Source organism: Pseudonocardia thermophila (assembly GCF_900142365.1).
Classification (GTDB): domain Bacteria; phylum Actinomycetota; class Actinomycetes; order Mycobacteriales; family Pseudonocardiaceae; genus Pseudonocardia; species Pseudonocardia thermophila.
The window spans coordinates 80,509-104,948 of record NZ_FRAP01000023.1; the positions used below are offsets into that span (position 1 = coordinate 80,509).

At 73.3% G+C, this 24,440-nt stretch carries 25 protein-coding genes and 2 pseudogenes; 8 read left to right on the top strand and 19 right to left on the bottom strand.

The features are described from left to right. Positions 1 to 94: 94 nt before the first annotated feature. The 5 genes from BUE41_RS25275 to trmD all read right to left on the bottom strand — a co-directional run bounded on the left by BUE41_RS25275 (position 95) and on the right by trmD (position 4,186). Positions 95 to 412, bottom strand: a complete 318-nt coding sequence (locus BUE41_RS25275) for a DUF2469 domain-containing protein (protein WP_073459823.1) — start codon at positions 410 to 412, stop codon at positions 95 to 97. Continuing rightward, the gene (locus BUE41_RS25280; protein WP_084755807.1) at positions 409 to 1,233 is read right to left on the bottom strand and encodes a ribonuclease HII; all 825 of its coding nucleotides are present in this window, start codon (positions 1,231 to 1,233) and stop codon (positions 409 to 411) included. Before BUE41_RS25280 ends, BUE41_RS25275 begins: the two co-directional genes overlap by 4 nt. Positions 1,234 to 1,272: 39 nt before the next feature. Continuing rightward, positions 1,273 to 2,706: a signal peptidase I gene (gene lepB, locus BUE41_RS33020; RefSeq protein WP_407691684.1), complete on the bottom strand. Its 1,434-nt coding sequence runs from the start codon at positions 2,704 to 2,706 to the stop codon at positions 1,273 to 1,275. A gap of 251 nt (positions 2,707 to 2,957) precedes the next feature. Then, positions 2,958 to 3,317, bottom strand: coding sequence for a 50S ribosomal protein L19 (gene rplS / locus BUE41_RS25290; protein WP_073459824.1), 360 nt, complete (start codon positions 3,315 to 3,317; stop codon positions 2,958 to 2,960). A 128-nt stretch (positions 3,318 to 3,445) separates the two neighbouring features. Further along, positions 3,446 to 4,186, bottom strand: a complete 741-nt coding sequence (trmD, locus tag BUE41_RS25295; RefSeq protein ID WP_073459825.1) for a tRNA (guanosine(37)-N1)-methyltransferase TrmD — start codon at positions 4,184 to 4,186, stop codon at positions 3,446 to 3,448. Between the two features lie 31 nt (positions 4,187 to 4,217). Here trmD and BUE41_RS25300 point away from each other — a divergent pair, with 31 nt between their 5' ends. Then, a complete protein-coding gene (locus tag BUE41_RS25300; RefSeq protein WP_073459826.1) occupies positions 4,218 to 4,937 on the top strand; it encodes an MgtC/SapB family protein in 720 nt (239 codons plus the stop codon). A gap of 6 nt (positions 4,938 to 4,943) precedes the next feature. Here BUE41_RS25300 and BUE41_RS25305 read toward each other — a convergent pair whose 3' ends face one another. Next, complete coding sequence (locus tag BUE41_RS25305) at positions 4,944 to 5,765, bottom strand: LysR family transcriptional regulator (protein ID WP_234997566.1); 822 nt, start codon at positions 5,763 to 5,765, stop codon at positions 4,944 to 4,946. A gap of 220 nt (positions 5,766 to 5,985) precedes the next feature. Here BUE41_RS25305 and BUE41_RS25310 point away from each other — a divergent pair, with 220 nt between their 5' ends. Next, on the top strand, positions 5,986 to 6,612 hold the full coding sequence (locus BUE41_RS25310; RefSeq protein WP_073459827.1) for a YncE family protein: 627 nt from the start codon (positions 5,986 to 5,988) through the stop codon (positions 6,610 to 6,612). Between the two features lie 146 nt (positions 6,613 to 6,758). Here BUE41_RS25310 and BUE41_RS33025 read toward each other — a convergent pair whose 3' ends face one another. The 9 genes and pseudogenes from BUE41_RS33025 to BUE41_RS25355 form a co-directional block, all read right to left on the bottom strand. Further along, positions 6,759 to 7,007, bottom strand: coding sequence for a Clp protease N-terminal domain-containing protein (locus tag BUE41_RS33025; protein WP_073459828.1), 249 nt, complete (start codon positions 7,005 to 7,007; stop codon positions 6,759 to 6,761). Between the two features lie 157 nt (positions 7,008 to 7,164). After that, positions 7,165 to 7,347 (bottom strand): annotated as a pseudogene (locus BUE41_RS33030) (Clp protease N-terminal domain-containing protein); the annotation flags it as partial. A 21-nt stretch (positions 7,348 to 7,368) separates the two neighbouring features. Beyond that, complete coding sequence (locus BUE41_RS25325; RefSeq protein ID WP_073459829.1) at positions 7,369 to 7,584, bottom strand: helix-turn-helix domain-containing protein; 216 nt, start codon at positions 7,582 to 7,584, stop codon at positions 7,369 to 7,371. Between the two features lie 36 nt (positions 7,585 to 7,620). After that, positions 7,621 to 8,169 (bottom strand): ribosome maturation factor RimM, encoded by a 549-nt coding sequence (gene rimM / locus BUE41_RS25330; RefSeq protein WP_073459830.1) that lies wholly within the window; start codon positions 8,167 to 8,169, stop codon positions 7,621 to 7,623. Beyond that, on the bottom strand, positions 8,166 to 8,405 hold the full coding sequence (locus BUE41_RS25335) for an RNA-binding protein (RefSeq protein ID WP_073459831.1): 240 nt from the start codon (positions 8,403 to 8,405) through the stop codon (positions 8,166 to 8,168). The genes rimM and BUE41_RS25335 overlap by 4 nt, the downstream gene beginning before the upstream one ends. Further along, entirely contained in the window at positions 8,402 to 8,857 is a 456-nt protein-coding gene (rpsP, locus tag BUE41_RS25340; protein WP_073459832.1) for a 30S ribosomal protein S16, read from the bottom strand. The genes BUE41_RS25335 and rpsP overlap by 4 nt, the downstream gene beginning before the upstream one ends. Positions 8,858 to 9,025: 168 nt before the next feature. Continuing rightward, positions 9,026 to 10,111 carry an amidohydrolase family protein gene (locus BUE41_RS25345; protein WP_073459833.1) on the bottom strand — a complete coding sequence of 362 codons (1,086 nt, stop codon included), beginning with the start codon at positions 10,109 to 10,111 and terminating at the stop codon, positions 9,026 to 9,028. Positions 10,112 to 10,114: 3 nt separating this feature from the next. Further along, entirely contained in the window at positions 10,115 to 11,644 is a 1,530-nt protein-coding gene (gene ffh / locus BUE41_RS25350) for a signal recognition particle protein (protein WP_073459834.1), read from the bottom strand. Positions 11,645 to 11,692: 48 nt separating this feature from the next. Beyond that, positions 11,693 to 12,031: a P-II family nitrogen regulator gene (locus tag BUE41_RS25355; protein WP_073459863.1), complete on the bottom strand. Its 339-nt coding sequence runs from the start codon at positions 12,029 to 12,031 to the stop codon at positions 11,693 to 11,695. Positions 12,032 to 12,188: 157 nt separating this feature from the next. Here BUE41_RS25355 and BUE41_RS25360 point away from each other — a divergent pair, with 157 nt between their 5' ends. Next, positions 12,189 to 13,499, top strand: coding sequence for an MFS transporter (locus tag BUE41_RS25360; RefSeq protein ID WP_084755811.1), 1,311 nt, complete (start codon positions 12,189 to 12,191; stop codon positions 13,497 to 13,499). A 19-nt stretch (positions 13,500 to 13,518) separates the two neighbouring features. On the opposite strand, the gene BUE41_RS25365 is transcribed toward BUE41_RS25360, so the two are convergent. The 4 genes from BUE41_RS25365 to ftsY all read right to left on the bottom strand — a co-directional run bounded on the left by BUE41_RS25365 (position 13,519) and on the right by ftsY (position 19,479). Beyond that, positions 13,519 to 15,891, bottom strand: coding sequence for a [protein-PII] uridylyltransferase (locus BUE41_RS25365; RefSeq protein ID WP_073459835.1), 2,373 nt, complete (start codon positions 15,889 to 15,891; stop codon positions 13,519 to 13,521). Between the two features lie 199 nt (positions 15,892 to 16,090). Beyond that, positions 16,091 to 16,429 (bottom strand): P-II family nitrogen regulator, encoded by a 339-nt coding sequence (locus tag BUE41_RS25370; protein ID WP_073459836.1) that lies wholly within the window; start codon positions 16,427 to 16,429, stop codon positions 16,091 to 16,093. Between the two features lie 3 nt (positions 16,430 to 16,432). Then, positions 16,433 to 17,755 (bottom strand): ammonium transporter, encoded by a 1,323-nt coding sequence (locus BUE41_RS25375; protein WP_407691685.1) that lies wholly within the window; start codon positions 17,753 to 17,755, stop codon positions 16,433 to 16,435. A gap of 245 nt (positions 17,756 to 18,000) precedes the next feature. Then, positions 18,001 to 19,479 carry a signal recognition particle-docking protein FtsY gene (ftsY, locus tag BUE41_RS25380; RefSeq protein ID WP_073459838.1) on the bottom strand — a complete coding sequence of 493 codons (1,479 nt, stop codon included), beginning with the start codon at positions 19,477 to 19,479 and terminating at the stop codon, positions 18,001 to 18,003. Between the two features lie 74 nt (positions 19,480 to 19,553). Between ftsY and BUE41_RS32225 the strand changes: the two genes are divergently transcribed. From BUE41_RS32225 to BUE41_RS25395, 5 genes and pseudogenes are all read left to right on the top strand, one after another. After that, complete coding sequence (locus BUE41_RS32225) at positions 19,554 to 19,700, top strand: hypothetical protein (protein ID WP_234997568.1); 147 nt, start codon at positions 19,554 to 19,556, stop codon at positions 19,698 to 19,700. 360 nt (positions 19,701 to 20,060) lie between these two features. Continuing rightward, positions 20,061 to 20,354: pseudogene (locus BUE41_RS32230) on the top strand (amino acid deaminase); the annotation flags it as partial. Positions 20,355 to 20,665: 311 nt separating this feature from the next. Beyond that, positions 20,666 to 20,821, top strand: coding sequence for a hypothetical protein (locus BUE41_RS32235; RefSeq protein WP_234997572.1), 156 nt, complete (start codon positions 20,666 to 20,668; stop codon positions 20,819 to 20,821). A gap of 301 nt (positions 20,822 to 21,122) precedes the next feature. After that, positions 21,123 to 23,249, top strand: coding sequence for a serine/threonine-protein kinase (locus BUE41_RS25390; protein WP_073459840.1), 2,127 nt, complete (start codon positions 21,123 to 21,125; stop codon positions 23,247 to 23,249). After that, a complete protein-coding gene (locus BUE41_RS25395; protein ID WP_073459841.1) occupies positions 23,246 to 24,259 on the top strand; it encodes a protein phosphatase 2C domain-containing protein in 1,014 nt (337 codons plus the stop codon). Before BUE41_RS25390 ends, BUE41_RS25395 begins: the two co-directional genes overlap by 4 nt. The last annotated feature ends 181 nt before the right edge of the window (positions 24,260 to 24,440 follow it).

The following is a 24,440-nucleotide window of genomic DNA, read 5'->3' on the forward strand; positions in this document are numbered from 1 at the left end:
TCTGTGGATGGACCGGACCGGTTGGGGACAACCGGGCCGTCAGGCCGCCGAACCGTCGGTGCGCCGTGCTAACGCGGTCCTGCGGTGCGGCTCGTCAGCCGAACTCCTTGTCCGGCAGCCGCAGGTCGGGCTTCTCCAGCTCCTCGACGTTGACGTCCTTGAACGTCAGCACGCGGACGTTCTTGACGAACCGCGCCGGGCGGTACATGTCCCACACCCATGCGTCCGACATGCGGACCTCGAAGTAGATCTCGCCGTCGGAGTTGCGGGCGGCCACGTCGACCGAGTTCGCGAGGTAGAACCGGCGCTCCGTCTCCACCACGTAGGAGAACTGGGACACGATGTCCCGGTACTCCTTGTAGAGCGTGAGCTCCATCTCGGTCTCGTACTTCTCGAGATCCTCGGCGCTCACGATCGCAGTCCTCCTCCGGGGCCCGCGTCCGACATCATGGCGGGCATCAGCTCGGGCAAGCTCCCATTGTCCACCAGGTCGCCCTCGGCGCCGACGGCGGACCTCACTACGCCCACCATCGCGGCCCTGACGTTGACGAACGAGTAGCGATGGACCGGTGACGGACCGTGCTCGGCCAGCATCGCGTCGTGGACGGGCGTGCAGTAGCCCTTGTGCTCCGCGAAGCGGTACTGCGGGTACTGCGCGTCCAGCTCCACCATCAACCGGTCCCGGGTGACCTTGGCCAGCACCGACGCCGCGGCGACGCACGCGGCGACCTGGTCGCCCTTCTGCACGGCCAGGGTCGGAGTGCCGAACCCGCGCACCGGGAACCCGTCGGTCAGGACGTACCCGGGCGGGGTCTCCAGGTGCGCGACGGCGCGTCGCATCCCCTCCACGTTGGCGACGTGCACGCCGCGTCGGTCCACCTCATCGGGCGGGATCACGATCACCGAGTACTGCTCGGCCCGCTGCACGATGAGGTCGTAGAACTCCTCCCGCACGGCCGGGGTGAGCAGCTTCGAGTCGGTGAGCCCCGCGAGCCGCTTGGCGTCGGCGGGGCGCAGCACGCACGCGGCCACCACGAGCGGACCCGCGCACGCGCCGCGGCCGGCCTCGTCCACCCCCGCGACCGGCCCGAGGCCGTGGCGCTGCAGGGTGGCCTGCAGGGTCCAGTTGCCGTTCCGCCGCACGATCGCCCGCCCCGGCAGGAACCCCTCGCGTCGGAGATCGGCGGTCGATGCGCGGACGGCGCGTCGACGACGAGCTGCGGAGCGGGACATCGCGCGGAAGTGTAGAGCCGCCGCCGCGCGCCGGTGCGCTCAGGCGCGACGCTGCGGCCAGGTGGCGCAGTCGTCGAGGTCGAGCAGATCGACGCGGCGCCTGCGGCGCACCAGCGGCACCGCCGCGACCAGCGCCACCGCACCCAGTCCGGCGACGTCCAGGGCGTCCGCGCCGAGCCCCACGCTGCGGCTCTGCGGATCGGCCTCCGGGATCCAGCCGAACCGGGTGAACGGCAGGACGATCAACCGCGCCTTGCCGATGACGTTCTCGACGGGCACCGAGCCGTGGCCCGGGACGCGGGAGTCGGCGGAGTTGTTGCGGCTGTCGCCCATGAGCCACAGCTCACCCTCCGGCACCGTGACCGGACCGAACTGCTCCTGGCGCGGCTCACCGGCACCGGGCAGGTAGTAGATGTACGGCTCGACGAGCGGCTTGCCGTCGACCATCACCTGCCCCGTCGGGGTGCAGCACTGCACGGTCTGCCCACCGACGGCGATCACGCGCTTGACGAAGTCCTTCTCGTCGGGCGGCGCGAGCCCGATCAGCGACCCGAGCTGCTGCAGGCCGGCGACGAACGCGTTGCTCGGCGGCGAGACCTCGACCTCGCTCGACCAGCTGTCCGGACCGCGGAACACCACCACGTCGCCGGGCTGCGGGTCGGAGAAGCGGTAGGTGACCTTGTCGACGAGGACGCGGTCGTTGTTGCAGCCCGGGCAGCCGTGCAGCGTGGTCTCCATCGATCCCGACGGGATGACGTAGACCTTGGCGATGAACGTCTGGATCAGGAAGGTCAGGACGAGCGCCACCACGATGAGCAGCGGCAGTTCCTTCCAGAACGACGTACGGCGGCGCCGGCCGGGGCGCGGCTTCTTGCCCTCCGCGGCGAGCAGCTCGCGGTAGGCCGCGGCGGGCCGCTCGTTCGGCGACTCCCCCGCACGGCGGCGGTGCCGCCCCGGCGGCTCCCCGGACTGGCCGGGGCCGGGCGGGGGCCGGTCGGCGGCGGCGCGGCGGGTCGCCGGGCGGGCGGTCGTCGGCTCGTCGGCGGAGGCGCGGCGCCCGTCGGGGGCACGGCGACGGCCGGGGTCACGGCGCGGCTCACGGAGAGGATCACGGAGAGGATCACGGGCAGGCTCGCGCTCCGCGCCCAGATGCTCTGTGCCGGGATGCTCGGTGCCGAGACGTTGCGTGCCGAGATCACGCGCGAGCGCGTGCCCGTTGCGGTACCCGTTCGGGCGGCCGTTGGCGCGACCGTTGGCGGTGTAGCCGTTGGGGTGATCGGTGCGCGCCGGACGGCCGGCGGGTGGCTCGTCCGGCCGCCGGTAGCGCTGCTCGGGCGGCTCGACGAGCCGCCTGCGGCCACCGACGGGCGGCCCCTCCGGGCTCTGCCGCGGATCGGGCGCCCGCCGCGGCGCGCCGAGGTACGGCTCCTCGACGGGCGGGACGGGCCAGCGCGGCGGGATGTCCTCGCGCACGGGCGCGGCAGCGTGCCGCCGGACACCGTTCTCCGGTGCCGGCGGGGCGGCTGCGTGGCGGGCCGGGCGGCCGACCGGCTCCTCGAGGGGAGTCCCTGCGGGGCCCCGCCGCACCGGCGGCGGAGCAGCTGCGGCTCGACGACGGGGTGCCGGCTCATCGACCGGCACGTGCCGTCGAGGTCGGCCCCGCCTGTCGTCGGGGAGCTCGGGAAGGGCCACGCCCACGAGGCTACGTCAACCAGCCCCGAAGGTCAGGACGCCGAAGGGGTCTCGCGCTTCTCCTTGATCTTGGCGGCCTTGCCACGAAGATCACGGAGGTAGTACAGCTTCGCCCGGCGGACATCCCCGCGGGTGGCGACCTCGATCTTCTCGATGTTCGGCGAGTGCAGCGGGAAGGTGCGCTCCACGCCCACACCGAACGAGACCTTGCGCACGGTGAACGTCTCGCGGATGCCCGAGCCGTGGCGGCGGATCACCACACCCTGGAACACCTGGATGCGCGACCGGTTGCCCTCGATGACCTTCACGTGCACCTTGAGCGTGTCCCCCGGTCGGAAGTCGGGGATGTCGGAGCGCAGCTGCTCTGCGTCCAGGGCGTCCAGGGTGTTCATCGCGAAGTCCGTCCTCGGTGCGTGATAGCGGTGGTGCGGCGCTCGTCACTTCGAACCAGAGCGCAGGCAGGCCCGTTCGGGCGCTGGCATCCCGTCAATAGTGCCAGACGCGTTCGGACGACCTGCACTCACCCGTCCAGCGACGCCAGGAACTCGCGGTCCCGCTGGTCGAGCGCGTCCTCGGGCAGGGCGGCGAGCAGGTCGGGCCGGCGCTTCGCGGTGCGCTCCAGCGCCCGGTCGCGGCGCCACCGGGCGATCGCGCCGTGATCACCGCTGCGCAGCACCGCGGGCACCTCCCGGCCCCGCCAGACGACGGGCCGAGTGTACGCCGGGCCCTCCAGCAGGCCGTCGGAGAACGAGTCCTGCTCAGCCGACTGCGGGTTGCCCAGCACCCCGGGCAGCAGCCGGGCCACGGCCTCCACCATGACCAGCACCGCGACCTCGCCTCCGACGAGCACGTAGTCACCGATGCTGACCTCCTCGACGGGCATCCGCGACGCGTACTCGTCGACGACGCGCTGGTCGATGCCCTCGTAGCGGCCGCAGGCGAACACCAGGCGCGGCTCGTCCTTCCAGCGCCGGGCGGTCGCCTGGGTGAACGGCACGCCCGCGGGCGTGGGCACGATCAGCCGGGCGGGCTCGTCACCGAGCACGTCGTCCAGCGCCTCGCCCCACACCTGCGGGCGCATCACCATCCCGGGCCCGCCGCCGTAGGGCGCATCGTCGACGGCCTGGTGCACGTCGCGGGTCCAGTCCCGCAGGTTGTGCACGCGCACGTCGATGAGGCCGGCCGCGATCGCCCGTCCCAGTAGCGCCTCGCGCAGGGGCGCAAGATAACCGGGGAAGATGGTCACGACGTCGATCCGCACGCCGCGATCCTGACAGGAGGGAGGACGAGCCGTGCCACCAGCGCTCTGGTCGACCGACAACCAGTACTCGGTGCTGCTCCCGGCGCTGCTCGCGCTCGTCCTGTCCATCCTCATCGGACTGGAACGCGAGGCGGGCGGCAAGTCCGCGGGGCTGCGCACGCACACCCTCGTCGGGCTGGGCTCCGCCGTGCTGATGCTCGTCTCCAAGTACGGGTTCGCCGACCTGCTGCTCGTCGAGCGGATCTCGGTGGACCCGGCCCGCATCGCCGCCCAGATCGTCTCCGGCATCGGGTTCATCGGCGGCGGGCTGATCTTCGTGCGCAAGGACGCGGTGCGCGGCCTCACCACCGCCGCGACCGTGTGGCTCGTCGCCGCCGTCGGCATGGCCTGCGGGGCCGGGCTGCCGGTGCTCGCCGTGGCGACCACGATCGGGCACTTCGTCGTGACCCGGGGGCTGCCCCCGCTCGCCCGGCTCACCGCGCGCCGGCGCAAGGACCCGCCCGTGCTGCGCGTCGGCTACGCCACCGGGCAGGGCGTGCTGCGGACCGTGCTGGCCACCTGCACAGATCGCGGGTGGATGGTGCGCGGGGTGGAGATCGACCGCGAGGACCGGGAGGACTCCGGCGGCCGCTACACCGCGGTCGCGCTGCAGCTCGACGGCCGCGGGGACCTCACCGACCTGGCGGGGGAGGTGTCCGAGCTGCCGGGGGTGCGCTTCGCTGCGACGGGGCGGGAGCCGCTGGACGAGTAGGACCGGTCACCGGCGCGCGACCGCGGTGACCACCTGCCGGATGCACTCACGCAGCCGGCGATGGCCGCCGTCAGCCGTGTGCCGCGGGTGCCACGCCATGGCCAGCTCGATCGGCGGCAACTGCAGGGCACGGGAAACGTCCCCAGGTCCACCGCCGCCAGTACCCCGGTGTCGGACAGCCCGGGCGCCAGGCAGACGAAGTCGGTGTCCCGGCAGGTGATCAGGGCCGCGGCGTAGCCGGGGACGGTGGCGACGACCCGCCGGGAGAGCCCAGCTCGGCCAGCCGGTCGTCGACCGGCCCGCGGACCCGGCCGCGCCGGGAGACGCCCAGGTGGTTCGCCGCGGCGAACGACTCCGGGGTGACCGGGCCCGCGGTGAGCGGATGCCCCGCCGCCGCGACCCCGACGACGTCGAACCGGGCGAGCACTCCACGACGGTCTCCGGGTCGGTGTGCTCGACGACGCCGAGCTCCACGTCGACCCGTCCGTCGCGCATCGCGGAGGTGCCCTCGAGGCTGTCCGGGAGGAACCGCAGCAGAACGCCGGGCGCCTCGGCCCGCACCTTCGCGGTCAGCGGGGCGACCAGGTGGACCAGCACGCCGTCGTCGGCCTGGATCGTGTACGCCCGGTCGAGGCCGCGCGGATCGGGGGCGACCCGCGGCGTGAGCAGGGTGCGCGCCTGCTGGACCAGGGCGGAGACCTCGGATCGCAGCTCCAGGGCCCGCGGTGTGGGGACGAGGTTGCGGCCGGCCCGGACCAGCCGCGGGTCGCCGAGGATCCGGCGCAGCCGAGCCGGCGTGCAGCTCAGCGCCGGCGGCGAGGTGTGCAACCGCTCGGCGGCCGCGGTGACGCTGTTGGTCTCCAGCAGCGCGTCCAGCGACCAGCAGGTTCAGGTCCAGGTCGGCCACACCGCCGCCCCGGTCATCCCGAGTGGAACGACTCGAGACTCATCTCGACATCGCTGATCATCCGCGCGGCGGCGAGGATCGAGGCATCGGCAGGGGCCCCGCCGAGACCCAGCGGAACCCGTCGGAACGACCGGGGCACCCGTGCCGCACTGGGCCGCCATCACCCCGGACGGGCGCACGGCGTACACGACCGACACGCAGACGCCGTACGTCTCGGTGGTGGACCTGACGGGCTGCAGACCCGCCCGGAAGGTGCCGGGCCCGGGCAGCGAGGACCTCGCCCTCTCCCCCGACGGCACCCGCCTGTACGTGGCGACGCCGGCGATCTCGCTCCCACCCGCCTCGCCGGACACCTACGCGGTGCAGGTCGTGGACGTCGCCACGAACGCGATCGTGCACACCGTCCCGGTTCCGGGGATGCCGAGCCCGGTGCACGTGACCGCGGACGGGAAGCTGCTCGTCGGGCAGTGGCGGTTCAGCGGCGCCGCGTCCGGCACCCGTTCCGCGGCGGGCCTCCTGTCGATCTTCGACGCGGCCGGCTACGAGCCGCTCGCCGAGCTGGAGGTCGGGATCAGTCCGATCAACATCACGTCGACGCCCGACGGCGCCACCGGGTTCGTCACCAACCTCCAGTCGGGGACGGTGAGCGTGATCGACCTCCGATCGCTGGAGGTGGCCGCGACGCTGGAGGTCGATCCTCGTGACGACTCGAGGCCCCGAGCACCGCTCCAGGGAGCGCACGGAGTGGCGTACCTCCCCGGGGCCTGATCGGGTCGCGCCTCGCCTCACCCGGTACGAGAGCCTACGAACGGCACCTTCGCAGGGAATGGTGCTGACGGAAGTGCCGTTCGTAGAACGTCACCGTGCTCCTGGCCCGACACCTCGGCCCCAGGCGAGCCGCCACGGACGGGCGGTCACCCGGCCTGCTGACCCCGCACCAGCTCCTCGACCATGATCCTCGCCGGCCGCTGCATGACGCCCCGGGCGGCGAGGATCTGCTGGGCCGCTCCGGTCTCGGCGTGGAGCATGCCGAGCAGGATGTGCTCGGTGCCGACGTAGTTGTGCTTCAGCGCGATGGCCTCGCGCAGCGCCAGCTCCAGTGCCTTCTTGGCGGAGCGGTCGAAGGGGAGGGGCCAGCGCTTGCTCTTCCTGCGGGCGGCCATGGTGCGGTCGAGCGCGCCGGGGCCGAACGCCTGCTCGACCTGACGGCGCGTCGGGGCCGAACGCCTGCTCGACCTGACGGCGCACCGCGCCGAGGTCGATGCCGATGCCGGCCAGCGCCTCGTCGTCGGAGAGCCGCGTCTTGAGGGCGTCGATGTCGGCGAGGAGATCGTCAGGGGCCACCGAGAACCCGGTGAGGACCATCCGGGCGATCGTGTCCGGTGTCCGCGCGATCGCCGCGAGCAGGTGCTCGCTGCTGATCGCGTCCGCCCCCCTGGCCACCGCGTCGGCCCGGGCCGCGACGACGACCTCGCGAGCCTTGCCCGTGAACCGTTCGAACATGTCCCGCTCCCCTCGTGCCGGTCAGTACCCGAGGCGGCGGTACTTCTTGTGCACCGCCTGCTTCGAGACACGCAGCGACTCGGCGATCTGCTGCCACGACCAGCCCTGTGCGCGGGCGTTGCCGACCTGCAGCTCCTCCAACGACTCGAGGAGCTCCCGCAGGGACGCGACGGCCGCGAGGCCGATCGCGGGGTCCCGGCTCGTGGCGGCGGCCGCCACCTCTGTCGCATCCGTCATGCCGTCAACCCACGTTGACGAACAGTGGTTGTCAACCTAGGTTGACGAACCGAGGTCGAGTAGCCCCTCGGGAGGATCGATGACGATCCGACCGGCCTGCACGTCCACGGTCGGGACGATGGCCTTCACGAAGGGGACGAGCGCGTCGGTTCGCTCAGGGCGCGCGACGACGAGGAGATCGCCACCGGGGCCGAAGGTCACCTCGCGGACGGTGCCGACCGGGGTCCCGTCGGTCAGCTCGACCCGCATGCCCTCGAGCTGGTGGACGTGGAACTCGTCGGGATCGTCGGCGGGCTTGACCTGGTCAGCGTCGATGAGCAGCCGGGTGCCGCGCAGCTGCTCGGCCGCGGTGCGGTCGGGGACCTCGGCGAACCGGACGAGCAACCGCCCGGAGTGCGGCCGCGCCGAGGTGACGGTCAGGGTGCCGGGAGGGCTGCCGGGCCGGCTCGCGATGAGCGAGCTGCCCGGGGCGAAGCGCTCCCCCGGGGAGTCGGTCCTGACCTCCACGACGACGTCGCCGTGCAGGCCGTGTGCCCGCACGGCGATGCCGACGAGGAACTGCTGGGATCTGTCCGTCGTTGTCAGCGGTCCGTGTCCACGACGTCGACCCGCACACCCTTGCCGCCGATCCCGCCGACGACGGTGCGCAGGGCAGTTGCGGTACGGCCGCCGCGGCCGATGACCTTGCCGAGGTCATCGGGGTGCACCCGGACCTCGAGCGTGCGGCCGCGACGGGTGGTCACCAGGTCCACCCGTACGTCGTCCGGATGGTCGACGATGCCGCGGACCAGGTGTTCGAGAGCGTCGGCCAGGACGCTCACGACTCGCTCGCCGCGGACTCAGAGGCCGCGGCGTCGCTGGCTGCCCCCTCGTCCTTGGCGCGCCGGTCGGCCTTCTTCTTCGGGGTCACGGCCTCGGTGGTGGGCTCCTGGTTGGCCTCGGCGAGCGCAGCCTGGAACCGGGCCAGCTTGTCGACCTTCTCCGGCTGGGGCTTGAGGGAGCCCTCAGCGCCGGGCAGCCCCTTGAACTTCTGCCAGTCGCCGGTGATCTCGAGCAGCTTCTTGACCGGCTCGGTGGGCTGCGCGCCCACGCTCAGCCAGTACTGCGCCCGCTCGGAGTTCACCTCGATGAGGCTCGGCTCGTTCTTCGGGTGGTACTTGCCGATGGTCTCGATCGCCCGGCCGTCACGGCGGGTCCGGGAGTCGGCGACGACGATGCGGTAGTAGGGCTGGCGGATCTTGCCCAGACGCGTCAGCTTGATCTTGACGGCCACGCTGTTTGGTGCTCCTCGCAGGTCTGTGGTTCTCGGCATGAGTCCGCGCAGCGCGCGTGGGGTACGTGCGACGCGTCTCGAGGTCTGAGGGCGCGGCTAGTAGAGGGCCGACCGCAGCCGGTCGTTCATTCTGCCAGACGGCTCGTCCCGCCCGGGAGCCGGTCCGGACTACCGACCGCTCCCGCCGACGACGCGTCCGCGCAGCATGATAAGCGCTGGCTCCGCGAGCACGTCCGGGCGCCCGCGCGGATCCTCCCGGCACACGAGAAGATCGGCCGGAGCACCCGGCTCCAGCAGCGGCCGGCCCAGCCACCGCCGGGCCGCCCAGCTGGCCGCGCCGAGCGCGTCGGGGTGGCCGGCCTCGTGCAGCGCGCGGACCTCGTCGACGATCCGGCCGTGGGCGATCCCGCCGCCCGCGTCGGAGCCGGCGTACACCGGCACCCCGGCCTCGACCGCCTTCCGCACGACCTCGCGCGCGCCTGCGTGCAGCCGGCGCATGTGGTCGGCGTAGACCGGGAACCGGGTCGCGGAGTCCGCGATCCTCGGGAACGTGTCGACGTTGATCAGGGTGGGCACGAGCGCGGTGCCCCGCTCGGCCATCTCGGCGATCAGGTCGTCGGTGAGGCCGGTGCCGTGCTCGATGCAGTCGATGCCGGCCCGGATCAGGCCGGGTAGTGCACTCGTGGCGAACACGTGCGCGGTGACCCTCGCCCCGGCGGCGTGGGCGGCGTCGACGGCGGCGGCCAGCACGTCGTCCGGCCACAGCGGGGCGAGATCGCCCTCGTCGCGGTCGATCCAGTCGCCGACGAGCTTCACCCAGCCGTCGCCCGCCGCGGCCTGTTCCGCCACGGCGTCCGGCAGGGTCCCGGGTTCATCGAGGTCGATCGAGAGCCCGCGGATGTAGCGCTTCGGCCGGGCGATGTGCCGGCCGGCCCGGATGATCTCCGGCAGGTCCGCGCGCTCCTGCAGCGGCCGGGTGTCGACCGGCGAGCCGCAGTCGCGCAGCAGCAGCGCGCCCGCGTCGCGGTCCCGGGCGGCCTGCGCGGCCGCCTCGTCGAGGTCGACGGGGCCGCCGGGGCCGAGCCCGACGTGGCAGTGGGCGTCGACCAGGCCCGGGACGATGTAACCGCGGTCGAGCAGGGTCTCCGCTGCAGCGATCGGCCCGTCGGCGACGCGGCCGTCCCCACCGACGTACAGGTCGGCCGACCGCTCCTCACCGTCCGGCCCGAGCACCACACCGTGCAGCCGGTACATCCGTCACTTCCCCTTCGGGAACTTCAGCTTCGAGGGATCGAACCCGGGTGGCAGCTGGTCGAGCCCCGGTGGCAGTTCGCGCAGCGACGGCGGCAGGTTCGACAGGTCCGGCATGCCGAACGGCGCGGCGCCGGCCCGCGGCGTGGGACCCCGCTTGACCCCCTTCTGCTTCTTGCCCTTGCGCGGCTTGGCCTGCTTCTTGGTCGCGCTGCGCGTGCCGAACCCGAACTGGCCGGCCATCGCCTTCATCTGCTTGCGCGCCTCGAAGAAGCGGTTGACCAGGTCGTTGACCTCGCCGACGGTGACGCCCGACCCGTTGGCGATGCGCAGCCGCCGCGACCCGTTGATGATCTTCGGGTTGGCCCGCTCCTCGGGGGTCATGCCGCGGATGATCGCCTGCAACCGGTCGAGCTGCTTGTCGTCGACCTGGGCGAGCGCCTGCTTCATCTGCGCGGTGTTGGCGCCCGGCAGCATGCCCAGGATGTTGCCGATCGGGCCCATCTTGCGGATGGCCTGCATCTGCTCGAGGAAGTCCTCGAGGGTCAGCTCGCCGGTGCCGAGCTTGTGAGCGGTCTCCTCGGCCTTGCGCTTGTCGAAGACCTGCTCGGCCTGCTCGATCAGGGTGAGCAGGTCACCCATCCCGAGGATGCGGCTGGCCATCCGATCCGGGTGGAAGACGTCGAAGTCGGCGAGCTTCTCGCCGTTCGACGCGAACAGGATCGGCTGCCCGGTGACCTCGCGCACCGAGAGCGCGGCACCACCGCGCGCGTCGCCGTCGAGCTTGGTCAGCACCACGCCGGTGAAGCCGACGCCGTCGCGGAACGCCTCGGCCGTCGTGACGGCGTCCTGACCGATCATGGCGTCGACGACGAAGAGGATCTCGTGCGGCTGCACGGCGTCGCGGATGTCCGCGGCCTGGCGCATCATCTCCTCGTCGACGCCCAACCGACCGGCGGTGTCGACGATGACGACGTCGTAGAGCTTCTCGCGGGCGAACTCGACACCTCGGCGGGCCACGTCCACCGGGTCGCCCACGCCGTTGCCGGGCTCGGGAGCGAACGTGGTGGCGCCGGCCCGCTCGCCGACGATCTGCAGCTGGTTGACCGCGTTGGGCCGCTGCAGGTCGCAGGCCACCAGCAGCGGGGTGTGCCCCTGCTTCTTCAGCCAGGCCGCGAGCTTCCCGGCGAGGGTGGTCTTACCGGAACCCTGCAGACCGGCCAGCATGATGACCGTCGGGGGTTCCTTGGCGAACGCCAGCCTGCGGGTCTCGCCGCCGAGGATCGCGATGAGCTCCTCGTTGACGATCTTGACGACCTGCTGGGCCGGGTTGAGCGCCTCCGACACCGCAGCACCCTTGGCGCGCTCCTTGACGCGCGCGATGAACGAGCGCACCACGGGCAGCGCGACGTCCGCCTCCAGCAGCGCGATGCGGATCTCCCGCGCGGTGGCGTCGATGTCGGCCTCGGAGAGGCGACCCTTGCCCCGGAGGTTGGCCAGCGCTCCGGAGAGGCGGTCGGAGAGGGTGTCGAACACCCGAACCAGCCTACTGGTCCGGGCCCGGCCACAGGTCCGCCCCGGCCACTACAGGGCGTCGGCGCCGCGCTCCCCCGTCCGCACGCGCACGACCTGCTCGACGTCGGTCACCCACACCTTGCCGTCGCCGATCTTGCCGGTGCGCGCCGCGCCGGCGACCGCGTCGACGACCTTCTCGAGCTCCTCGGCGCGGACCACGATCTCGATCTTGACCTTCGGGACGAAGTCGACGGAGTACTCGGCACCCCGGTAGACCTCTGTGTGCCCACGTTGCCGCCCGTAGCCCTGGACCTCCGAGACGGTCATCCCCAGCACGCCGAGCTGTTCGAGGGCGGCCCGCACGTCACCGAGGGCGAAGGGCTTGACGATGGCGGTGACCAGCTTCATCGGGTGCACTCCTCGCTCACGACGGGCCCGGGCACCCTATCGATCCAGCTGCCGCCCGCGGTACCACCGCCACCCGACCGGGCCGCCTTCCGGGCGCGCCGCCGGCCTGCGCTTCCCCCTCGCCCGCATTTAATTAGCTGTGCTATACAACCTTTCCATGGCTTCTGCGTCTGGCCGTTCCGCCAGCCCGTTCCGTCAACCCCGCGCCGTCTGGGCGGTCGCGTTCGCCTGCGTCATCTCCTTCATGGGGATCGGCCTCGTCGACCCGATCCTCCCGGCGCTCTCCGAGCAGCTGCAGGCCTCACCCAGCCAGGTCACCCTGCTGTTCACCAGCTACCTCGTCGTCACCGCGGTCGCGATGCTGGTCACCGGCTGGGTCTCCAGCCGCATCGGCGCCAAGAACACGCTCGTCGCCGGCCTCGTGCTGATCGTGGTGTTCGCCGGCCTCGCCGGCGCCTCCGACTCGATCGGCGGCATCATCGGCTTCCGGGCCGGCTGGGGCTTGGGCAACGCGCTGTTCATCGCCACCTCCCTCGCGGTCATCGTCGGCGCCGCCACGGGCGGGTTCGCCGGCGCGATCGTGCTCTACGAGACCGCGCTGGGCATCGGCATCGCCGGTGGCCCGCTGGTCGGCGCCGTGCTGGGCGACATCAGCTGGCGCGGCCCGTTCTTCGGCGTCTCCGTGATGATGGCGATCGCGCTCGTCGCCACCCTGGCGTTCGTGCCGGCCACCCCGCGTCCGGCCCGCCGCGGCTCGATCGTCGAGCCGATCGCCGCCCTGCGCCACCGGGGGCTGCTCGTCATGAGCCTGGCCGCCCTGCTCTACAACTGGGGCTTCTTCACCATGCTCGGTTACGTCCCGTTCCCGATGGGGCTGTCGATCTACGAGCTGGGCGCGGTGTTCTTCGCGTGGGGGGTGCTCGTGGCGATCTTCTCGGTGCTCGTCGCGCCCCGGCTGCAGCTGCGGTTCGGTACCGCGCCGGTCCTCTACGTCAACCTGCTGCTGTTCGCGATCGTGCTCGCCGTCATCGCCGCGTTCACGTCGGCACCGGCGGTGCTGATCGTGTGCGTGATCGCCTCAGGGGCGCTGATCGGCGTCAACAACACGCTCACCACCCAGGCCGTCATGCTCGTCGCACCGGTCGACCGGCCCGTCGCCTCCGCGGCGTACGGGTTCATCCGCTTCATCGGCGGCGGCCTCGCCCCGTTCGCCGCGGGCCTGCTCGCCGAGCACATCAACGTGCACGTGCCGTTCTACGTCGGCGCCGCGACCGTGCTGGCGGCGATCGCCGTGCTGCGCACCGGGCACGCACTGCTCGCCGCGGCCGACCAGCAGCTGAGGAACGCCGCCGCCGAGCACGCCGGTGAGCCCGACCTCGACGAGGTCGAGGTCGCCGAGATCGCGGTGGACACGACCGGCGAGCCGGGGGTGCGGGAGCGGGCCGAGACCTACCACCCCCGCGACTGACCCGTTCAGCCCGACCCGCTCAGCCCGGCGCGGCGGCGGCGAGGACGGCCTCCTCGATCCGCCGCCGGTCGCCGTCCGGCGCGGACTCCAGGCAGAACGAGTCGACGACCGAGGAACCCAGGGTGGACACCCGCGCCCAGCGCAGGTCGACCCCGGACTTCTCCAGCGCGGCGGCCACCCGGTGCAGCAGCCCGATGCGGTCGGTGCCGCGCAGCTCGAGCACCACGGCCCCGCTCGCCTCGTCGTCGAACCACAGCACCCGGGCCGGAGCGGTCTCCGCCGCGGGGATCGTCGGGGCGTAGTCGCGCTCCTTGCGGGCCAGCGCCTCCTCCAGAGCGAGGCCGCCGTCGAGGACGCGGATCAGGTCGGAGCGCATCAGCGCCGGATCGGGCATGCGGCCGAACCGCGGCGACGTCGTGAAGGTGAACACCGCTACCTCGGTGTCCCCCGACCGGACGGTCCGCAGCTCGGCGGCATGCACCTCCAGCGAGTGCAGCGCCAACACCCCGGCCGCCGCCGACAGCGACCCGCCGCGGTCGAGCATCGCGATGGCCACGGTGGCCGGCTCGTCGGAGCCCGACTCGGTGACGACGAGCTGCGGGCGGCCCTCCACGACCACCGAGGCGGCGAGCTCGGTCTCCGCCTCGGTGGTCGCCGCGGGCGCCGGCAGCGGCTCACCGGCCAGGAACGTGCGGCAGCGGCGGGCGAGATCGCCGATCAGCTGCTCCTTCCACGGGCTCCACACACCGGGCCCGGTCGCCAGCGCGTCCGCTTCGGCGAGCGCCTCCAGCAGGCCCAGCAGCAGCCCGGCCTGCGAGGCGCCGACCTCCGCGCCGAGCGTCTCGGCGACGCGGGCGATCGTGGCGGGATCGTCGAGGTCGCGCCGGGTGGCCGTGTGCGGGAGCAGCAGGTGGTGGCGGACCACCGCGCCGAGCATGGTCACGTCCGGCTCGGGGAAGCCCAGTCGGCGGCCGATCTGCAGCGCCAGCGACTCCCCCACCACCGAGTGGTCCCCGCCGCGGCCCTTGCCGATGTCGTGCAGCAGCGCCCCGACGAGCAGCAGGTCCGGGCGCGCGACGCGGGTGGTGAGCCGGGCGGCCTGCGCGGCCGTCTCCACCAGGTGTCGGTCGACGGTCCACACGTGCGCGCGGTCGCGCGGGGGCAGGTCGCGCACCGCCCCCCATTCGGGGAACAGCCGCCCCCACAGCCCGGTGCGGTCCAGCGACTCGACGACGTCCACCATCGGCTTTCCGGCGCCCAGCAGCGACAGCAGCTCGCCCAGCGCCGCCTTCGGCCACGGTTCCCGCAGCTCGGGCGCGGTGTCCGCGAGCCGGTGCAGGGTGCCGGCGGCGATCGGGAAACCCGTGCGGGCCGCCGTGGCCGCCACCCGCAGCATCAACGCGGGATCGCGGGCCGCGCTGGCGTCGCGGGCCAGCGCCACCTCACCCCCGTGCTCGACCACACCGGTGTCGAGCGGGCGACGCACCGGGGCGCGGCGCAGCGCGGCCAGCCCGCGACGCGGCAGGGCCGCGCGCGCCGAGCGCAGCCCGACCTCGGCCGCGAACGCCACCGAGCGCGCCGCCCCGGACAACGCCCTGGCCAGCTCGAACCGGTCGGCGATCTCCAGTGCCGCAGCCACCTCGTCGGCGTCCTGCGCGCGCAGCACGTCGCGCGCCCGGCCGGCCAGCCGGTGCAGCTCGGTGCGCACGTCCAACAGCAGCCGCCGGGCCTCGGTCACGTCGGCGGCCGGGCGGTCGATCAGCTGCGCGGCGGCGAGCGCATCGAGCAGCTGCACGTCGCGCAGCCCGCCGTGGCCGTTCTTCAGGTCCGGCTCCACGCGGTGGGCGACGTCGCCGACCTTGGCCCAGCGGGTCCGCGCGGAGTCGGCGATCTCGTCGTAGCGGGTGCGGATGCCGGCCCGCCACGCCTGGCGGACCGCGTTGCGCACCTTGTCGGTCAGCGCGGCGTCCCCGGCGATGTGCCGGGCCTCCAGCAGGCCGAACGCCGCTCTCAGGTCCGTCGCCGCCACCTGCACGGCCTGCCCGGGCGTGCGGACCGAGTGGTCGAGCCCGATGCCGGCGTCCCAGAGCGGGTACCACAGCGCGTCGGCGAGCCGCTCGACGTCCTTGCGGCCGTCGTGCAGCAGGACGAGATCCAGATCGGAGTACGGCGCGAGCTCACGCCTACCGAGTGCCCCCACCGCGACCAGCGCGGCGCGCTCGGTGAGCCCGATCGCCGCAGCTCGCGAGGAGAGCCAGAAGTCGTGCAGATCGACCAGTGCAGCACGCAGAGCCTCCGGGCTGAGCCGCTTCTTCCCCGGACCGGGGTCGAGCAGCACCGCCTTCGCCTTGACCAGGTCCCCTGCGTCCCCCGACGCCACAGCCGCACTCACAGTGCTCCGGCACCCCGTTTCCCGATGTGCGGCGCAGCCGGGGCGATCGCCGTGACCTGCACCGTCGTCACCCGATCCTCCCCGTCCCGCCGCCGGATTCCACGGGCAGCGGGCGGTTCGCCCGGTCTGCCCGTCTTGCCTCACAAGCGGCCGCGGGCCCGCCGCACGGTCGTGCGGCGGGCCCCGGCCGGTCGAACGATCAGATGGCGTCGGTCCCGCGCTCCCCGGTGCGGACCCGGATCACGCTCTCGACGGGGGTGACCCAGACCTTCCCATCACCGATCTTGCCGGTGCGGGCGGCCTCGACCACCGCGTCGACGACCTTGTCCACCTGGGTGTCGTCGGTGACGACCTCCACGCGGACCTTCGGGACGAAGTCGACGGAGTACTCGGCGCCGCGGTAGACCTCGGTGTGGCCCTTCTGGCGGCCGTACCCCTGGACCTCGCTGACGGTCATGCCCAGGACGCCGATCTGCTCGAGCGCGCCCTTCACGTCCTCCAGGACGAACGGCTTGACGATCGCCGTGACCAGCTTCATCTGTCAGCTCTCCTTGCCCGCGGTGACGGTGTCCTGCGACCCCCTGGCCGCAGACAGGGACGATGCGTTCAGCCCACCGCCGCCGCGGAGGCTCGAGAAGTCGTAACCGGTCTCGGCGTGCTCGCCCTCGTCGATGCCCGCGATCTCGGACTCCTCCGTCGCGCGCAGACCGGTGATCGCCTTCACGATGTAGGCGATGATCAGGCTGACCACGAAGGAGAACACGGTCACGGCCAGGGCACCGACGATCTGGCGCCACAGCTGGTCGGCGCCGCCGCCGTAGAACAGGCCGTCCACACCGGCCGGGGCCGCCGAGGTGGCCAGGAAGCCGATGAGGATCGTGCCCACCAGACCACCGACGAGGTGGACGCCCACGACGTCGAGCGAGTCGTCGTAACCGAGGCGGTACTTCAGGCCCACGGCCAGTGCGCAGAGCACACCCGCGACGACGCCGATGATGATCGCGCCGATCGGGTCGACCGCCGAGCAGGACGGGGTGATCGCGACCAGGCCGGCGACGATGCCCGACGCCGCACCGAGGCTGGTGGGCTTGCCGTCGCGGATGCGCTCGGTGATCAGCCAACCGAGCATCGCGGCAGCGGTGGCCACGACGGTGTTGACGAACGTGATGCCGGCGACGCCGTTGGCACCCGCGGCCGAACCGGCGTTGAAGCCGAACCAGCCGAGCCACAGGATGCCGGCGCCGAGCATGACCATCGGCAGGTTGTGCGGACGCATCGGCTCCTTCGGCCACCCACGGCGCTTGCCGAGCACGATGGCCAGCGCCAGCGCGGCCGCACCGGCGTTGATGTGCACCGCCGTACCCCCGGCGAAGTCGACGGCCGCCAGGGTGTTGGCGATCCAGCCACCCTTGCTGTCCTCACCGGCCGTGGTCCCGTCGAACGCGAAGACCCAGTGCGCCACCGGGAAGTACACGATCGTCGCCCACAGGCCGGCGAACAGCAGCCACGGGCCGAAGCGCAGCCGGTCGGCCGCGGCACCCGAGATCAGGGCGACCGTGATGATCGCGAACATTCCCTGGAACGCGACGAACACCGTGGCCGGGATCGTGCCGACCAGCGGGATGTCGGCGGGCGCGCCGTCCTCACCGACGTAGGTGCCGCCGAACGTCCCCTGCAGGCCGAGGAACTGGCCCGGGTTGCCCAGCAGGCCGGCGCCCACGTCGTTGCCGAACGCGATCGAGTAGCCGTACAGCACCCACAGGACGCCGATGAGCCCCATCGCCGACAGGCTCATCATCATCATGTTCAGGACGCTCTTGCTACGGACCATGCCGCCGTAGAAGAGCGCCAGACCCGGGGTCATAAACAGCACCAATGCGGCGCTGGTCAACATCCAAGCGGTATCGCCGGTGTCCACGGAACTCCCTCCCGTCTCCGCCGCAGAACCGTCGAAGGGGTGCGGCATCGCGGGGAAGCTTCCGATTGCCATGTTTCGGCCACGGTGTGCCGATGTTGCGCCATCGTGAACGAAACCGCCGCATGAGTTACATCGGGATTACGCAATCCTCCTGTGCGATCGCCGTGACACCGTCGTGATCGACGCGGTGATCAGGACAACAGGGCCTCGACGAACGCGGCCGGCTCGAAAGGCGCCAGGTCATCGGGGCCTTCACCCAGGCCGACCAGCTTCACCGGCACCCCCAGCTCCCGCTGGACCCGGAACACGATGCCGCCCTTGGCCGTGCCGTCGAGCTTCGTCAACACAACCCCGGTGACGTCGACCACGTCGCCGAAGACCCGCGCCTGGGTGAGGCCGTTCTGCCCGGTGGTCGCATCGAGGACGAGCAGGACCTCATCGACCTGGGACTGGCGGGACACCACGCGCTTCACCTTGCCCAGCTCGTCCATCAGGCCGGTCTTGGTGTGCAGCCGGCCCGCCGTGTCGAGCAGGACCGCGTCAGCACCCTCCTCGGTGCCCCGCTTGACCGCGTCGAACGCCACGGACGCCGGATCGGCGCCCTCAGGACCGCGGATCACCGTCGCCCCGGCCCGCTCGCCCCACGTGGCGAGCTGCTCGGCCGCCGCGGCCCGGAAGGTGTCGGCGGCGCCCAGCACGACCTTGTGCCCGTTCGACACGAGCACGCGCGCGAGCTTGCCGGTGGTGGTCGTCTTGCCGGTGCCGTTCACGCCGACGACCAGCAGCACGGCCGGGCGGCCGTCGTGCGGCAGGGCGCGCACGGAGCGGTCGAGCTCGGGGCGCAGCGCCTCGATCAGTACCTCGCGCAGCAGCTGCTTGGCCTGGTCGGCGGTGCGCACAGCGCGGGCGGCCAGCTCGGTGCGCAAGGTGTCGATGAGCTCGGCGGTCATCTCCGGGCCGAGGTCGGCGGCCAGCAGCGTGGCCTCGACGTCCTCCCACGACTCGTCGTCCAGCTCGCCCGCTCCGAGCAGGCCGAGCAGGCTCTGGCCCAGGCCGGAGCGGGAGCGGGCCAGGCGCCCGCGCAGCCGTTCGAGGCGGCCCTCGGTGGGGGCGATCTCCTCGGTCGGGGCCGGGGGCGCGGCGGCCGCCGGGGCGGGTTGCGGTTCGAGTTCCGGCGCCTTCTCGGGGGCCTTCTCCTCCGGGGCCCTCTCCTCCGGGGCCCTCTCCTCGAGCGCCTGCTCCTCAGGGGTCTGGTCAGCCGGGGTGGGTTCCGCCGGGGTGGGTTCCGCCGGGGCCTCGGGTGCTGCGGCCTCGGGTGCCGGAGCTGGCTCGGCGGGCTTCGTCTCCGGTGCCTTCTCGACCGGTGCCTTCTCGACCGGTGCCTTCTCGACCGGCGGCGCCGCCTCGGGCTTCGGCGGGCGCGGGCGCGGCGGCACCGGCTTCTGCGCGGGCGGGGTGGCGGTGCCCGCGGAGAAGTCGATGCCGCCGCCCGCCTTGTACTCGTTGGCCTTCCGCGGCGGGGCGAGCGCAGTGTCCCCACCGCGCTCCAGCTGCTCGGCGTCGCGGAGGCTGATGCGCCGCCGCCGGTACAGCACCAGCCCGGCCACGAGCGCGACGAGCACCACCACGGCGACGACGGCGATGACGGTCCACAGGGTTGCCGGAGTCACGACACCACCCTGTCATGGCGGCCGCCGGGCGGGGCGGCGCAGGGGTACCAATCCCGCGGGCGAGGATCGCGGGTGTGACCGCTGCGACGCAGGATCGGACGGCCGACGATCGCCTGGGCCGCGAGAAGTCCCTGCCGGAGGCCACCGTCGGCGCCACCGTCGCCGAGTTCCTGGCCACCCGTCCCGCCACTCGGCGTTCGGCACCCCGCTGCTGGAGCTGACCGGACCCGCCCTGGACGCGAACACCACCCGGCTCGCCGAGTGGTGCCGCGCCCGCGGGCTCGCGCTCGCCCCGCACGGCAGGACGACGAGGTCGCCCGCGGTCTGGCACCAGCAGCTGGCCGCCGGGGCGGGGGGCATCACCGTGGCCACCTGGTCGCAGGTTCGGGTGGCCGCAGGCGTCGAACGGGTACTGATCGCGAACGCCGTCGTCGACCCGGTCGGGCTGGCGTGGCTGCGCACCGCCCTCGACGCCGATCCCGAGCCGAGCGTGCTCGTCTGGGCCGACTCCCCCGCCACCGTCGTCGCCACCGCTGCCGGGCTGGGCCCCGGCCGCCCGTGGGAAGTGCTGGTGGAGCTGGGTGCCGTCGGCGGCCGCACCGCGACCGCGCCACCGCGCTGTCCGTCGCCGCGGCGATCGACGCGAGCCCCGTGCTGCAGCGGGCCGGGTCGTCCCCTGCCCGGAACCAGGGCTCGCGCTGCTCGACGGCGGCCGCCACGACCTGAGCTTCGACTTCGGCCTGCCCGAGCCGCAGCTCACCGCGCCCGGGCTCGGGGCCCCGACCCGACCGGTCAGCGGAGAGATCACCGAGCTCGCCGACCAGCACGCGTTCCTGCGGCTCGACCCGGCCGATCCGCTGGCCGTCGGCGACGTCGTGCGGCTCGGGGTCTCGCACCCCTGCACGGTGCTGGACAAGTGGCAGTGGATCCCGATCACCCACGGCGTGGGCGACGACCCCGGTCGTGATCGAGCTGTGCGGACGTGGTTCTGCTGTGCACCGGCACTGATGTGCACCGGCTCTGCTGCCACCCTGATCCGCCGCGACACCGCCGTCGAGGCACGAGACCGAGCGCTTCCGCGCCGACGTCCTGCTCGCCGACGTCCTGCTCGCCGACGTCCGCATCGCGGCGATCGGCGAGATCGCCGCTGCCGCCGATCGGGAGATCGACGCCGACGGACTCCGGCGTGCTCGGCCAGGACGTGGCGACCGAGGTCCTCGGCCACACGCCTGTCGTGGCGTCCGTCGGCGACGCCGCGCTGGTCCGGCTGGGCCGCGCGGTCGCGGCCTCGTCGAACCGGGGCGCGCCGCTGACCTGGTGCAGTTCGACCCCGTGGAGGTGATCGACACGGGTTTACCGACACAGGGTGATCGACACGGGTCACCGACACTGCCAGCTCCGCCGAGCAGCGCCGACAGCCGCCCTGATGCCGCGCGTGCTCGTCGACGGGAGCCGCGATCGACGCCGGTGCGCGGACGGCGTCGCGGTCCGGGCGGGCGCTGCGCCGCCGGCGGACGGCAGCACTGCTGACGTCGGCACTCCCGGACGGGTGATCCACTCGGTCGCGCGGGGATTCGGTCGTTCGTCGCCGCGAACCGTCGATCCTGCGGGTTAGTCTCGCAGCCGCAGGACAGGGGGACGCGATGATCGAGGGGCAGGCCACGCAGGCCGATCTCGGCGGCACCGCCGCCCACTCCCCCACGGCCCGCTCGGAACTGGAGGCGTCGAGCCGGCCGTCGCGGCGGGCGTCCGGGCGCAGCACCGGCAGCACGGGGCGCGGGCGGCTGGGTGCCGGGCTCGTCGACGTCCCGCCGGTGCCGATGCGCGACCCGGCCGGCGCGCTGCTCGCCGATCCGCAGGTGGCCGAGGACAAGCGGTTCTGCAGCAAGTGCGGCGGCCCGGTGGGGCGCAGCGAGGACGGACGGCCGGGCCCCGCGAGGGGGGCGTGCCCGAAGGACGGCACCCCGTTCGACTTCACTCCCAAGCTCGCCCCGGGCACGCTGGTCGCCGGCCAGTACGAGGTGCAGGGTTGTCTGGCCCACGGCGGACTGGGCTGGATCTACCTGGCGATCGACCGGAACGTCGAGGACCGGTGGTGCGTCCTGAAGGGGCTGCTCGACGCCGGCGACGCCGACGCGATGGCTGCGGCCGTTGCGGAGAAGAAGTTCCTCGCCCAGGTCAGCCACCCGAACATCGTGTCGATCTTCAACTTCGTGCAGCACCCCGACGAGCAGGGCCACCCCGTCGGCTACATCGTCATGGAGTACGTGGGTGGCCGCTCGCTGCGGCAGCTGCTCCAGGACCGCCGGCGGCCGGACGGGAGCTACGAACCGCTGCCGGTCGGCCAAGCCGCCGCGTACGCGCTGGAGATGCTGCCCGCGCTCGGCTACCTGCACGGGCTGGGTCTGGTGTACTGCGACTTCAAGCCGGACAACGTGATCCAGTACGACCGGCAGGTGAAGCTGATCGACCTGGGCGCGGTGATCCGGGCCGACGACCGCCGCTCGGCGGTGTTCGGCACCCTCGGCTACCAGGCGCCGGAGATCGCAACGCACGGCCCGTCGGTGCAGTCCGACATCCACACGGTGGGCCGCACGCTGGCTGTGCTGGCGCTGGGCATGAACCCGACGGAGGACGGCAGGCCCACGGAGCTGCCGGCCGATCATCCCGTGCTGGTGCGCCACGAGTCGTTCCACCGGCTGCTGCGCCGCGCCACCGATCCCGATCCGCTGCGCCGGTTCGCGTCGGCCGACGAGATGCACGACCAGCTCGCCGGGGTGCTGCGGGAGGTGCTCGCCACCGAGGACGGGCAGCCCCGGCCGGGCGTGTCGACGGTGTTCGGGCCGCCCCGCGGCACGTTCGCCGCCGGTCTGCTCGCCGGGCCGGACGGGTTAGGGCGGCCCGATCCCGCCCGGGTCGCGGCCGCCCTGCCGATCCCGCTCGCCGACGGTGACGATCCCGCGGCGGCGATCGTCGCGTCCGCGGATCTGGACCGGGCGGCGGTGCTGCGGATCGTCGAGGCGACCGCGGAGCCGAGCACCGAGCTTCGGCTGCGGCTGGTGCGGGCCCACCTGGAGGCGGGTGACCCCGGCGCCGCCCACGAGGTGCTCGCCCGGCTGGCCGTCGAGGAGCCCGGGGACTGGCGGCAGGACTGGTGGCGGGGCATCGCCGCGCTCGTGGCGGGCGATCCCGCCGCCGCGTGCGCCCGCTTCGACGTCGTGTACTCGACGCTGCCCGGGGAGATCGCGCCGAAGCTGGCGCTGGCCGCGGCCGCCGAGTGCGCCGGGAGCGACGATCTCGCCGGCCCGTTCTACACGCGGGTCGCACTGACCGACCCGCAGATCGCCGACGCCGCGTTCGGCCGGGCTCGCGCGGCGCTGCGGGCGGGCGACCGGGACGGGGCGATCGCCGCGCTCGACGCGATCCCGGAGACCTCCGCCCTCCACGTCGCCGCGCAGCTCGCCGCCGTCGAGGCCGCGATGCTCGTCGGCGCCGGGGAGCCGGAGCTGCGGGCCTGCGCGGCCCGGGTGGAGCGGCTGCCCCTCGACCCGGCCACCGCCAACCGGGTCCGCACCACCCTGCTCGACGCCGCGATCGCGCTGCGCCCCGCCGGCGGGCCGCGGTTCCTCGGGTGCGAGTGGCGCGAACCCGACCTGCGCGCGGGCTTGGAGCGGTGCCTGCGCACGTGGGCGCGGCTCACCACCGACCGCGCCGAACGGATCGCGCTGGTCGACCGGGCCAACGCCGTGCGGCCGAGGACGTTGACGTGAGCGCGCGCAGCTGTCCGCTCTGCGGTGAACGAGCGCGACCGGACGACCGGTTCTGCGCGGGCTGCGGCGGCGGGCTCCTCGTGCGGCGCGGAGCCACGTCCGACCTCGTCACGGTCAGCGGGGTGTGCCGCAGCTGCGGGCACGAGGTCGGGGAACCGGACCCGGCTGATCCCGGCGACCAGTCCTGCCCCGACTGCGGGGCGCTGCGCGACGACGGCACCGACCACGTCGAGATCGATCTGGGCACGATCGCCGGGGTCAGCGACCGGGGCCTGCTGCACGCGCGCAACGAGGACGCGATGGCGCTCGGGGTCCGCGAGGCCACGGCCGAGGCGCCGGGTGTGCTGGCCGCCGTCGTGTGCGACGGGGTGTCGAGCGTCGACCGGCCGCAGCTGGCGGCGCGGGCCGCGGCCACGGCGGCGCTCGACGTGCTACTGGGCGCGCGGGATCCGGAGACCCCGGCGAACGTGCACATCCAGGACGCCGTATCGGCGGCGGCGAAGGCGATCGCGCTGTTGCCCTACGACTCCGCCCGCGGGGCGCCGTCGTGCACGCTGGTGGCGGGGTTCGTCGAGCTCGGGGACCGGCCGGAGATCACGGTGGCGTGGGTGGGAGACAGCCGCGCGTACTGGCTGACCGCGCCCGGCGGCGGGCGGGCCAGCGCTGCCCTCACGACCGACCACTCGTGGGCGGTGGAGATCGTGGCGCTCGGCGAGCTCGACGCGGAGACGGCCGCGGCCGATCCGCGGGCGCACGCCATCACCCGCTGGATGGGGGCGGACGCGAGCGACGCCCCGAGCGTCACCCGGTTCGCGCCGGACGGGCCCGGGGTGCTGCTGCTGTGCAGCGACGGGCTGTGGAACTACCTGCCGGCGGCCGCCGACCTCGCCAGCGCCGCGTACGCGGCCGGGGCCTCCCCGATCGAGATGGCCACCGAGCTGGCGCAGTACGCGCTCGACTGCGGCGGCCGGGACAACGTCACTGTGGTCGTGATGCCCGTCGACGCGTGAGAGCCGAGTTCGACCTTCCAGCGTTCGACCTTCCAGCCGGGCGAGTTTCCCCTCGGGGTAGCGCGAGTTGTCCCGAAGAAGCCGGCGAGTTGCCCGCCGGGGTGCGGCGAGTTGCCCCGGACGGATCGACGAGTTGGCCCGCGGAGCGCGACGAGTCGCCCGGAACGGGAGACTGAGTCGT